Consider the following 11254-nt stretch of genomic DNA (forward strand, 5'->3'; position numbering starts at 1 on the left):
TTTCATAATCTGCTTTTTATTTCCGCCAAAAAGTTGAACAGTCTTTCTTATCTAACATATTAAACTCAATTATTTTTTTAAGTAATTCATAGTTTACTGGCTCAGTCCATAGAATTCGAAATAGGCCTTTGGTAGCGCTGTATCCAGCCTGGGCAATGTCATCATTAAAGTGCGCAATCCCTATTTCTTCAGGTGAAACGCTCAAATGATGTTTCGCTGAGGCAAAGCCGATGATGAATGTTCCATGATCAGTAAACATTGGCGTATTCCATTTGATTTGTGGTTCCAAATTCGGGAAAGTATTAGCAATCCAAGCCAAAACTTCCTCTGTTCGATCACGGTGGTCAGGGCTATCTATACGCGCTAAATATTCTGCAAAAACTTCCATAGCATTTTCTCCTCAAATAATTTTTTTAATCTACTCTACTTTTATATAAATGGAACATCAGTCAGTTCACTTAACCTTATTTCATTTTTAACTCAAATACATTAACAATTTATATTAGCCATGTTTTAAATAAAATGTACTAATCATTTAATCCTTTTCCATTAAGAATGTTCGGAATGCATTTTTCAACTCTTGATGCTCGAGTCTTAGATTGTTTGGCCGCAGAAAAATAAAGAATATATGCTCTTTGCCGTCCTGGAGTCAATGTAGTAAAAGCATCTTTTAGAGCAGGTATTTCATCAAATTTATGCTGTAGCTCTTCAGGAATAATGAGTTCTTCATGCTTTTTGACTTTGACTTTTAATCCGGCTTTTTCCACCTCAATAGCTTCATAAATATAAGCTTTTAAGACGGCTTCCTTTTCAACTATTTCTTGCACATTGGTAAAGCGAATTTGCCGCGCTCCTTGTACATTCTCCGTTTGTTGGATTAGAATACCATGAGAATCTTGTAACAGAGCACCTTTAGGAAACAGTAGCGCACAGTATTCTTTGAATCCATGTATTAAAACAATGTTTTTTTTCTCAAACGTGTAACAAGGGTTCATCCATTTATAATCTTCGGTCAACTCACAGTCAAGAACAATCTTTCTCAACGTCTCATATTCTTCTTTCCACTTTTTAGCTTTAGTTAAAAATTCATCGACCTTAGGATTCATTTTACTATTTGTCATCATGGAACACTCCTATTCAATTTTTTAATCTGTGGCTCTCGCAATCATACAGTCAACCTTCAATTCATTTAATGGTGTTACTATTCTTCAAATGTAGGAAATGCCCTTCTTCAACTGACTTGATAGTTATTAAAATCATAAATATTTTAACTTTATAAGAAAGAGGCTTTCGTTTATTTATCAAGCGTTACCCTTTCACCAGTCTCTGCAGATGTTCGAACCGCATCTAATAATTTATGAAGTTTAACAGCATCGTGGAAGTTTGGAATTTGACTTTTATGTTCAAATATATCTTTTGCCAACACCTTATAAGCCTTTTCAACGTAATCTTTTGGATGATTATCTTTTACCGAAGATACGTTTATCTCTTCAACATACACACTTTCAGTACTTAATAAATAAGTAGGATACTTAACCTTCTCTACTTTGAGATTACCAAATTGTACGTGACCGGATGAAGAATTCTGGGTTAAGCGAAAAACACCTTTTTCTCCTCTAATCTCTAATTGAAAAGCAGGATAAACTCCGCCTTGAATATGAACAGCAGCTGAAATGTTACCGTTGAGTGTTCCCTGTATTAAGATTTGGTCCGCTGTATCCTTTGACACCGTAACTTCTGCTCCTTGTATGAGAGCTTCTGTATAATGCGTATTCATTATCGACGATAACTCTTTAAAGTCACCTAAGATGTAGCACAGAACATCAAGCGAGTGTCCACCATTGATTGTAAGAAGGTTCGCTCCATTTTCTTTTTTTAAGATATAGCTGTTTGCTTCATCTGTTATTCCACCCTTTCCTTGTGTCGCTACCTGCATGGTACAGGAGATAATTCTTCCAATTTCCCCTTGGTTAATAGCCTGCTTTACATAATTCACCTCGGGAGATTGTCTTGCTTGTAACCCAATCGCATGGTGAATGTCCACCTTATCCGCTAACTTTGCCAGTTTAATTGCTTGCTTAGTATCTACACCTAAAGGCCACTCGCAATAAATATGTTTCTTTTCCTCTATTGCTGCAATTGAAGCTTCGTAATGAAACGGAACTTTTACACTAACTACTACTAAATCAACATCTTTAGATTGCGCTAGTCCCTTATAATCTGTAAAGCTATGGCAAGCATTAAGTACTCTCGCACTTTCCTTGGCGGTTTCTGCTTTTGATGTTCCAATTGCGGTTATTCGATAAAAAGGGCTTTCTTTCAGTACTGGAATATGTGTTTTGCTCGCCCATTGATTATTTAAAGATCCCCCTATAATTCCTACTTTTATTAATTTCTCCTTCATTAGACATTCCTCCCACATTTTGTAGAAAATATTACCTTTTAATCAAGTATAATTAAAATGAATCATTATTTTAAATGTTAAAATATGATAGCTATATCACTTTTTTTGATGGAGGGTGAATATGAATGGATATTGAAAATATGAAAGCTTTTGTTTCAGTGGCCGAATTAAGAAATATATCTGCGGCTGCAATGAAATTGAACCACCTTCAATCTAATATGACCGCCAAAATAAAGAAAATAGAAAGCTATTATAATCAAGAACTGTTTATTAGAAACTCAAAGGGCGTTAAATTAACCAAACAAGGAGAAAAATTGTACCACCAATTTAAAAAAATATTGCTTCTTTGGGAAGAAACTGAAAATAAAATGAAGAAACAAGATGAAAAACTCCGTATTGGCACCATGATATCAGTTGGGGGCACTCAATTCTCAAGCGCTTTAAACAAACTTTACAACACCTATCCAGATCTAGCAGTAACACTAAAAACGGGTTCAACCGAATATATCGAAAATCAAATTCTACTTGGACAAATCGATGTAGCTTATACAATTGGATCATTAAACAACCAAAAGATAAAATATAAAAAAGTAGGCGTAGAAGAAATGGTTGTCATTGGTCGCGATATTGATCAACACACGACATTCGATGACTATGTAAGACAAAAGAATATACTGGTACTTTCAGATAAGTGTTTGTACATGACAATATTAGATACTATTTACGCCAGCTTACATATTGAACAAGGTGACATGATCGAAGTCAGCGATCCAGAAACATTAGTAAAATTTGCGTTAATGGGCATGGGAATTTCCTTAATATCTAAGCGTATCGCAAACCGTTATAATATCCATAATTTTTTAGAAGTTCCACCACCTTATCGGTACACTGACTTTTATCTCATTTCCCGGCTAAATTATGAATTTACCCCTATCGAAAAACAGTTTATTGAATTGAATAACTTCCTTGGGGACACTTTTAGAAGAGTAGAAGTTTAATATTGAGGTTACAGTTTTTTCTGTAACCCTTTTTGTGATTTCTTGGCTATCATTGTTTTTTATATAGGTACAGTGAAGGATTTTTTCGCTTTACATAAAGCGTATTCTTAGCAGCCATTTATAAAAAAGAGTAAATCAATGTTTGATTGGCTCTTTTTTAATCTTCCCTCATATAAAAGAAGAGATATAGTACAAGTAAAGTTGATTATCCATTTTTTATTTCTGGGAGCTTGAAGATTTTTTTCAAGCAGCTGCTTTTGTCCTTCTTCCCTTTTTATATCTTCTGAATTATTGAGTGTAGAGTTCAATGTTATTTCTCCTTAGAAAACTAATTTTTTATAATTTATATATTGGTTATCTTTTCCCTTTAAGATGATAGTATAGTTGGGGCTTCTAAAGAGAAAGCCAAATTTAATCAATCGTTTTGGCAAGCGCATAGGCTTGTTTGCGCTTATTACAATATCCTCCAACAAGCTCATTTTTTCCTCTTCTTCAACGTTTGCATTTAATAGAAAAAATAAAGCAAGGAATGCCTGCATGTCGATACATGTAATGAACCTGTTTGGTAGCTACTCATAATCGATCGAAAGAACTTTCAAAAAAAGAACATTCGTTCTCTATATCATACAAGAACAAAGGTTCTCTTTTCAATAAAAACTCTAAATTTGACATTATTCCTATGAATAGCGTCGAATTTATTATTAAAAAAGAAATACCTTATATACCTAGAGAAAGATATCAAGATAACGAAAACAAAAAAACATGAGAAAATGTTCTAAAAAGCAAAATTTCAGAATGAAATAATCAACAAAATTTGCCATAATAAATGAAGTAAGGAGGTGTATTATGTTTCGATTGTATGGAGCCTTAATTGGGCTTAGTTTAATTTGGGGTTTATCTTTTGTATTTATGAAGTGGCTGCTTCCCTCAGCTGGTATATGGGGAATTGTATTTTTTCGTTGTTTAGCAGGTGCAATCATCTTGCTCCCGTTTTTATGGTGGAAGCGTAGAAAAGTTAAAGAGAAACTCCCCTGGAAGGCGTTGATTGTTGTTGGTATATTTAACTGTGGTTTGGCGTGGGGATTAATTTCCTTAAGCGAAACTGAGATAAACAGTACAACTGCCTCTATTCTAAATGCGACCACTCCAATCTGGACAGGTCTTATCGGATTTATTCTTTTTTCTTATCGACTTACCCGACGTCAGTGGATCGGTATTCTTATCGGGTTTTTCGGGATACTCGTCCTTATGGATTTTCAATTTGGTCAGATTTTCGGGAAAGGGTTTGTCGGAATTGGAACAATGCTTGTTGCTTGTATCTGCTATGGGCTTGCTGGGCAGTTAACAAAACGGTTTCTGTCTGAGGTGAGCGTACTGACTATAACAACCTTCACCTTACTAACAGGTGCTATCATCGGTTTAGTTGGGATGTTGATTACTCAACCATTCAAATCCGATTTGTTAATTCATCCACTTCCTATTCTGGCAATTGTGGGTCTCGGCTGTTTTGGTTCAGGATTGGGTCAGTTAATCTATTTTTATATCAATAAAAATGGTGGCCCTGAATTAGCAGCGACGGTTACTTATCTAATTCCTGCCTCGGCCATGGTATGGGGTTATTTACTACTGGGAGAAACAATTACTCCGAACGTAGTCATTGGACTACTTATTATCTTTACTGGCGTATATCTTTCATCTAGGAAATCAAAAGGTAAAACTCCGCATGTCACTCTTGTTAGCAATAAACAAAATTGAGTAAGTAGATTTTATAATGTGAGTCTTTAAAATTATCTCCGAGAGAGGAATTAAGAAACTGAAGGACTACAGAATATGATATATTTCAAATGGAATTCATCATATATGATGATAAAACGAAATTCTAGAATTTCGTTTAAAAGGCAGCCCTCTATTTGGCTGCCTTTTTTATTTCAAGGCAGAAAATAATTTTAAAATTCACTGCTAGTTATCCCATGCAACACAACATCAAACAAAAACGCTGAATTTATATATTTAGCAGATTCGAGATATTCCCACCTAACACTCTTTCTGCAACTTCTCCGCTAGATGTATGCCTCTTAACAGCCTGTAGATTTAAGTATGGATCTCCATATGGAAAGTCCGAACTAAATAACGTTCTTTCAGGTATTTCTTTTATAGCTAAAGACAAGGCGTATGTTGTATAAAATGCAGATATATCTAAGTAAGCATTTTTAGTGTCTTTTATCATTTCTATCGTTTGTAGCCAATGAATTCCGCCCATATGCCCGTATATAACCGGCACATTTTCATATTTTTGAGTGAGAAGAAATAACTCTTGAATATCCTTTAAGTTCAAAGGATGAAAAGTATGTACCCAGATAGGCAAAGACGTATAGTCACTTGCTGCTTTAAATATAGGTTCTAACAATGGAATTTGACCTGGGCCAAGAGTAAATTCTCCGAGACCTTTCATCTTTTGCTTTTTGACAAGCTTCTCTACCCAATCGTTTAGAGTGACATCACCAGAAGAAAAAGAAAATGGTATAAAAGATGCAAATAAAATATATGTTTTAGGGGTAAAGATACAAAGAATCTTATTTAAAAATGACATTTTTGGGGAGGTAGGTGGTATCTGAAATTGAGTAGTGCACCTAGATTCAAAATGCAAATATACAGTCCTCTGTCGGGATATAAGGACCTTTATCATTTTAAAAAAACAAAAGAGGGTTGGACGTTTGAAAACTATAGATATAAGGGTGAAGTAGATAAAGGTGGTAATCCTTTATTTTATAGATCCCTTATTACTGAATCCATTTCCTGTCCTGATCATCTAGAGGTTTATATTTCTAGTGCATGGGAGAATGTTGACACGTTAAATAAAGAACAAATGCAGAACATTTTTGATGAACTATCTGAATGGATATCAGACAGTGGAAAAAATTCTATTGACCCTTTATCATAGTGAAAGAAGTGGCACTACTATGGGTATATCCAGGTTTGAAGATTCATTATAAGAGTTTTGTTATTTTCACCTAAAAACATATCTAGTGTCGTTAGCAAAAAGAAGAAGGCCTTTCCTTTATATAAAAAGACTAAAAATAACAATAGATAATAATTCATTTAGAGATATGGATTAATTAAGGATAATGATAATCAGCAAACAAATAAGGGGTGTATTCAAAATGGAAGCTATTTATAATCAGAGAGAGAAAATGACTGATTTTATTAGAGATAATAAACAAAATTTCCAGGATAAACTCTTATCGGAGGCGGTTAATGTAGCCTCTAAAATTAACGACATTTTAGAAACTGGAAATATTGATCTTTTAAAAAATGCTCAAAAGTTATCTCTATATGTAGTGGAGCAAAAAGAAGAACAACTCATTGCTTTTGCTGAGCAAGAAGGTGTAGCTTGGGCGGAGCACGCTTTAACTCTTGCCTTCAAACTAGAATGGGTACAGGCCATTAGGCGAACATTGTGGCATTTTCTCTATCAATATGATCGAATAAATAACCATTTTAAGAGCCGTGAAGAATTTTATGCCTTAGAGAAGCGTATTAATGATAAGATTGATCAATTTCTTAACACTTTTCTCATTAGTTATTCCAAATATAAAGATGAATTAATTGCCTCCCAGAGGGACTTAGTTGAACATCTATCGGTACCCATTATACCACTTAGCCAATCTGTAGCTGTATTACCATTGATCGGAAGGGTTGACACATATCGTATCCAAACGATTGAGGAGAAAGTACTGACAAGCATCTCAGATTTAAGGATTGAAACATTAATTATAGATCTTTCTGGAATTGCTAATATGGAGATGCATGTCATTGACCATTTTCAAAAAATATTAACTGGAATTTCAATGATGGGATGTAAGGCAATTCTTACAGGTTTACGTGCTGACCTGGTGCGAACAATGATTCACTCAGGAATCTCCTTTGAAGACAAGGCAGAAACAAAAGGGACGTTACAGCAAACATTAAAAGAATATCTAGAACTCCATCAAATGTAGGAGGAATAGGTAAGTGTACTCTACACAAAGAAATGGAAATGAATTTATGAAATTAGAATCGTTTTTGAAAAAATAAATCAGTATTCAGAAAAGCATTATAGGAAGGGGTCAGTCCCAAGATATAAGGCTTTTTGCGCCTAGAAAAGCATTAAGGTAGCTAAAAATGTAGGGAGTATACAGCTTGAAAACAGAAAAACTACTGCTCCCACACATACAGTAGTTTTTCTGTTACACATATCTTAAGTTTAAGTACTGATGCCTCACGGCGTCTTAATTAGTTTTACGTATAGTTAAAACTTTATTCGTTTTATCCTCACGTACTAAGATCTTTTTCTAGATAAAGTGTTATCTTTTACATACATTTCATAGTGTCCATTTATGTAACTAGACACCTTTAGATTAAGTAGAAGAGCTTTTAGGTTAACTATTTTTTCAGTATCTAATCCGCACTCTTTTGCTATATCTTCAATTCCTTTTTTACTGATTTGTATATTATCTTCTAAATCGGTTACTGTTTCTTTACTGTACTGGAAAGGAACTTCATCTATAACTTCTGTAATTAATTGATCCTGCCCTTCACACTCTAGTCTCCCTTTGACTGCAGCGTGTTTTCCAATTAATACAGCCTGCTCTTTTATATCCGATAAAAGAATCATTAATCTAATTCGTTGATTCATTAGAATATGGTGATTATCAAAAATAGAGACAATTTCGGTTTGATAATCATCCATGGTTGTGTGAAGTTGATGTTTTGCTTCTCTTATTACTTCTTCGCTATTTTTAATAAGTATCATACTTAAATTCTCTGCCCTCTCCTTATCATATATACTTTTATTATAACAAAACATAAAAAGGGGACGTCATTTTTCACTAGCTATCACGATAAATAATGTATATAAACAAATATTATCCTGGATTCATTAATCACTAACATTAATTGCGGGGAAATATACCGGCTCATATTTTTAAAAGATTTACCCCAATAATAAGCGACCTCATTAATTTCAATTAGAATTATAAGGTCGCTTATAAGATATGCTGATTCAATTTTTATGTTTTTTCCGTTCTTTTATTGCAAAGCAATTGTTTTATCATTAAACTCTCGTCTCATTTTCAACATCTTTATCCATTGTACTAAGCACATAAATAAGGTGAGAATTTAGTTTGAATTGCTTCTCTTCAATAAAGTCAGATAACATTAGAATGGTATTATTAGTCATTACAATTTACATTTTATCTCTTTCTCATGCATGATGACCATGATTATTCTTCTGTCCCATTTTGCGCATAATAAAGCTTACAATTAATACTAAAATAATCGATCCAATAATAGCTGGGATAATTGCAAATCCACCTACGACTGGTCCCCAATTACCTAAGATAAGTCCACCTAACCAGGCACCAATAAAACCAGCAATAATATTACCGATAATTCCACCAGGGACATCTCGGCCTGTAATTAAACTAGCAATCCAACCAATAATCCCTCCAACAATTAGCATCCATAGGATTTCCATTAAGAATCGTCTCCTTATTAAAAGATTTAGTTGACTTTACCCCTAAATGAGACGAATTAATCGTGGGATTTTTTTCTTGTTTAGAGGCTCTTCTCTCAATTACTTAGAAAATTCCACACAGATTTCTTTAAATAGTTACTAAGCGCTATTCCTATTCACCATGTGAGTTTCCTAAACAAAAATATGCCATATATCATAAATTTATTTGCTTCTATGGGTCGTGTAATTCGTTTTATGATATCTTAGTGATCTCCTTTTTATTTCATTCAAGTGATAAGAACCTATTCTTTTATATAAAAAAGAGAAAAACAATCCGATTTAGAGATCAATTGTTTTTCTCGACAAATATATAGCTTCTACTATCTAGATATTCTTTTTTTACATCCATATTTAAGTGTTTTTTTTAGAAATACTATCTGATTGTATAACTCGTTCTTAGTAGGTAGATGTCTACACTTCTCATAATCCGCAATTAAACATTTAATCTCCCTATGGAATAGGAAACGTTCATAGTTATCGAGCATGTCCTCCCCTCCTGATGTTATTTCTTTTACATTACCCCTTCGACACATAATGACACTTGATTTCTGATAATACCTGTTATGTCAACTAATTTTGCATATGGTATGCATTAAATTATAACGATTCACCCCTTTATTATAGTAATATTTAAAGTGATATTTTATATATTCTGGAAGGAGTTATATTTAAATGAAAAAGGATTTAGAACGTGAGGAACTAGTTGATATAGGTAGTTTTCAAGTATATACAAAAATATTTGGAAGAGATGAAGGATCTCCAACAGTTATAATGGATGCAGGTTATGGTGATTATTCTAAAGCATGGACAGAAATAGCGCCATCAATTGCTAAATGTACAAGGGTTCTTATTTACGATCGAGCTGGCTTAGGAAAGAGCACTATAAGCTCTAATAAAAGAGTTAGTTCTGAAATGGTTAAAGAATTAAGAATGCTACTAGGAAAATTGCATTTAACTCCTCCCTATATATTAGTTGGTCATTCTTTTGGTGGGGTAAATGTTCGATTGTATACTTCTTTGTATCCCAATGAGGTGGCAGGTTTAATCCTTGTAGATTCAACTCCAGAGGATTATAGGCAGCGTTTCCTTCCAATCATGCCTTTAGAATTTCAGGAAGCTTATAATAAACAGTTTATCCATGAGGGTACCTATGACCAATTTATGGAGAGTTTAGAACAAGTAAAAATACATAGAAAAAAACTTATAGATACACCCGTTATTATTCTTGCAGCAGGAAAAAAAGCTTTTTATTCGCCTGAGGCACAAGCTTTATGGCTGCGTATGCAGGAAGAATTATTGGACTTATCAACCTGCAGTTCGTTAGTTATAGCACCTAATAGTGGACACTATATTCAAAGAGATGAGCCGGATTATGTAATAAATGCAATTGAGAGGATTCTTCAAAATTCATAATCAGCTACCTATAAGGGGAGCATACCAGTACATTATGGTAACTAATATAATGCTCGGGATAGGGGAAATTACTAGAGAAAAATAATCAACAAAAACACCGTTTCAAATAAACGGTGTAATAAAAATTCGTCCTAAAATAATCTAGCTTGGATCATTTTCATCTAAAGAGAGAGTAGTTACGTTAGTATATTCTCCTTTAGAAATTTCCTCTGGGGTTGCATCTTTTTGCAATTCATCTTCAGTATTCATTCCTTCTGCAATTGTTGGTTTATCAGTTGAATTTTTTTGTTTTTTCATCCAGTACACTCCTTTCAGGTTTATTTTTCCCAACAATAAACCTTTCATCCTCTGGTTATAAATGAAAAGATTTTAAACACGCTACTTAGCATATAATTTCCGATAAGCGCCATTATGGTACCTAAAACGAAATAGATAAACATATGTTCTAACATTGTTATGTATAGGGGTGTTAGATATGGGAGTCTCTTTTAATAATGGTGAAATATGTGTTGAAGGGATAATCTGCGGATCATTTATAGAAATAGGAATTACCTTCATAGCTCTATTCGTTATATATGTCGGTTACGAAGTGATCTACAAGAAATAAATAATCTATTCAAAAATAGTGCATTACTTATTTTTGTGCCGAGAACAAGTACTATGTTAATTAGAAACGTATGAAAAAAGCACTGGATTTTTATCAGTGTACAACCTTTTGTCCTCATTGGTTATACTTATTCTCAATGTTTAGAGCAATTAAGATTCCTTCTTTTAAGGAAAAAGGAATATAACGATGTCGTTATATTCCTTTTCACACATGGCAACCATAAATTTTGAATCAACAAAGAGATGAAAGCACTGAATTTCGTTATTTCTTGATGAAAA

Annotated in this window: 13 protein-coding genes; 5 read left to right on the forward strand and 8 right to left on the reverse strand. The window is 33.6% G+C overall.

The window, feature by feature from the left end; all coding sequences use genetic code 11:
* Positions 1–16: 16 nt before the first annotated feature.
* The 3 genes from OK414_RS18955 to OK414_RS18965 form a co-directional block, all read right to left on the reverse strand.
* Positions 17–388 (reverse strand): iron chaperone, encoded by a 372-nt coding sequence (locus OK414_RS18955; protein ID WP_095378952.1) that lies wholly within the window; start codon positions 386–388, stop codon positions 17–19.
* Between the two features lie 139 nt (positions 389–527).
* Positions 528–1121, reverse strand: coding sequence for a YdeI/OmpD-associated family protein (locus OK414_RS18960; RefSeq protein WP_205663076.1), 594 nt, complete (start codon positions 1119–1121; stop codon positions 528–530).
* Between the two features lie 173 nt (positions 1122–1294).
* Positions 1295–2404, reverse strand: a complete 1110-nt coding sequence (locus OK414_RS18965; protein WP_205661745.1) for a Gfo/Idh/MocA family protein — start codon at positions 2402–2404, stop codon at positions 1295–1297.
* 125 nt (positions 2405–2529) lie between these two features.
* On the opposite strand from OK414_RS18965, the gene OK414_RS18970 reads away from it, so the two are divergent.
* Complete coding sequence (locus tag OK414_RS18970) at positions 2530–3402, forward strand: LysR family transcriptional regulator (RefSeq protein WP_016765072.1); 873 nt, start codon at positions 2530–2532, stop codon at positions 3400–3402.
* A gap of 107 nt (positions 3403–3509) precedes the next feature.
* Here the strand turns inward: OK414_RS18970 and OK414_RS18975 are convergent, their stop codons facing one another.
* Positions 3510–3710: a hypothetical protein gene (locus OK414_RS18975; protein ID WP_263045353.1), complete on the reverse strand. Its 201-nt coding sequence runs from the start codon at positions 3708–3710 to the stop codon at positions 3510–3512.
* A 538-nt stretch (positions 3711–4248) separates the two neighbouring features.
* Between OK414_RS18975 and OK414_RS18980 the strand changes: the two genes are divergently transcribed.
* Complete coding sequence (locus OK414_RS18980) at positions 4249–5157, forward strand: DMT family transporter (RefSeq protein ID WP_263045354.1); 909 nt, start codon at positions 4249–4251, stop codon at positions 5155–5157.
* A 247-nt stretch (positions 5158–5404) separates the two neighbouring features.
* Here the strand turns inward: OK414_RS18980 and OK414_RS18985 are convergent, their stop codons facing one another.
* On the reverse strand, positions 5405–6049 hold the full coding sequence (locus tag OK414_RS18985) for an amidohydrolase family protein (RefSeq protein ID WP_263045355.1): 645 nt from the start codon (positions 6047–6049) through the stop codon (positions 5405–5407).
* Here OK414_RS18985 and OK414_RS18990 point away from each other — a divergent pair.
* Positions 6020–6343 carry a hypothetical protein gene (locus tag OK414_RS18990; protein WP_034649997.1) on the forward strand — a complete coding sequence of 108 codons (324 nt, stop codon included), beginning with the start codon at positions 6020–6022 and terminating at the stop codon, positions 6341–6343. The two genes, OK414_RS18985 and OK414_RS18990, sit on opposite strands and share 30 nt — an antisense overlap.
* Before the next feature lie 220 nt (positions 6344–6563).
* The gene (locus tag OK414_RS18995) at positions 6564–7400 is read left to right on the forward strand and encodes an STAS domain-containing protein (protein ID WP_034649995.1); all 837 of its coding nucleotides are present in this window, start codon (positions 6564–6566) and stop codon (positions 7398–7400) included.
* A 320-nt stretch (positions 7401–7720) separates the two neighbouring features.
* Here OK414_RS18995 and OK414_RS19000 read toward each other — a convergent pair whose 3' ends face one another.
* Together OK414_RS19000 and OK414_RS19005 are read right to left on the reverse strand one after the other, a co-directional pair.
* Complete coding sequence (locus tag OK414_RS19000; RefSeq protein ID WP_034649993.1) at positions 7721–8194, reverse strand: hypothetical protein; 474 nt, start codon at positions 8192–8194, stop codon at positions 7721–7723.
* A 450-nt stretch (positions 8195–8644) separates the two neighbouring features.
* Positions 8645–8917 carry a GlsB/YeaQ/YmgE family stress response membrane protein gene (locus OK414_RS19005; RefSeq protein WP_034649992.1) on the reverse strand — a complete coding sequence of 91 codons (273 nt, stop codon included), beginning with the start codon at positions 8915–8917 and terminating at the stop codon, positions 8645–8647.
* A 711-nt stretch (positions 8918–9628) separates the two neighbouring features.
* Here OK414_RS19005 and OK414_RS19010 point away from each other — a divergent pair.
* Complete coding sequence (locus OK414_RS19010; protein ID WP_034649990.1) at positions 9629–10369, forward strand: alpha/beta fold hydrolase; 741 nt, start codon at positions 9629–9631, stop codon at positions 10367–10369.
* A gap of 141 nt (positions 10370–10510) precedes the next feature.
* On the opposite strand, the gene OK414_RS19015 is transcribed toward OK414_RS19010, so the two are convergent.
* The gene (locus OK414_RS19015) at positions 10511–10666 is read right to left on the reverse strand and encodes a hypothetical protein (RefSeq protein WP_168797088.1); all 156 of its coding nucleotides are present in this window, start codon (positions 10664–10666) and stop codon (positions 10511–10513) included.
* Between the last annotated feature and the right edge of the window lie 588 nt (positions 10667–11254).

The sequence above is a fragment of the Priestia sp. JV24 genome (assembly GCF_025910025.1).
Classification (GTDB): domain Bacteria; phylum Bacillota; class Bacilli; order Bacillales; family Bacillaceae_H; genus Priestia; species Priestia megaterium.

Excerpts from the sequence above, each read along its gene's own strand:
- OK414_RS18955 (WP_095378952.1), bottom strand. The coding sequence starts at position 388 with ATGGAAGTTTTTGCAGAATATTTAGCGCGTATAGATAGCCCTGACCAC.
- OK414_RS18960 (WP_205663076.1), bottom strand. The coding sequence starts at position 1,121 with ATGACAAATAGTAAAATGAATCCTAAGGTCGATGAATTTTTAACTAAA.
- OK414_RS18965 (WP_205661745.1), bottom strand. The coding sequence starts at position 2,404 with ATGAAGGAGAAATTAATAAAAGTAGGAATTATAGGGGGATCTTTAAAT.
- OK414_RS18970 (WP_016765072.1), top strand. The coding sequence starts at position 2,530 with ATGGATATTGAAAATATGAAAGCTTTTGTTTCAGTGGCCGAATTAAGA.
- OK414_RS18980 (WP_263045354.1), top strand. The coding sequence starts at position 4,249 with ATGTTTCGATTGTATGGAGCCTTAATTGGGCTTAGTTTAATTTGGGGT.
- OK414_RS18995 (WP_034649995.1), top strand. The coding sequence starts at position 6,564 with ATGGAAGCTATTTATAATCAGAGAGAGAAAATGACTGATTTTATTAGA.
- OK414_RS19000 (WP_034649993.1), bottom strand. The coding sequence starts at position 8,194 with ATGATACTTATTAAAAATAGCGAAGAAGTAATAAGAGAAGCAAAACAT.
- OK414_RS19005 (WP_034649992.1), bottom strand. The coding sequence starts at position 8,917 with ATGGAAATCCTATGGATGCTAATTGTTGGAGGGATTATTGGTTGGATT.
- OK414_RS19010 (WP_034649990.1), top strand. The coding sequence starts at position 9,629 with ATGAAAAAGGATTTAGAACGTGAGGAACTAGTTGATATAGGTAGTTTT.
- OK414_RS19015 (WP_168797088.1), bottom strand. The coding sequence starts at position 10,666 with ATGAAAAAACAAAAAAATTCAACTGATAAACCAACAATTGCAGAAGGA.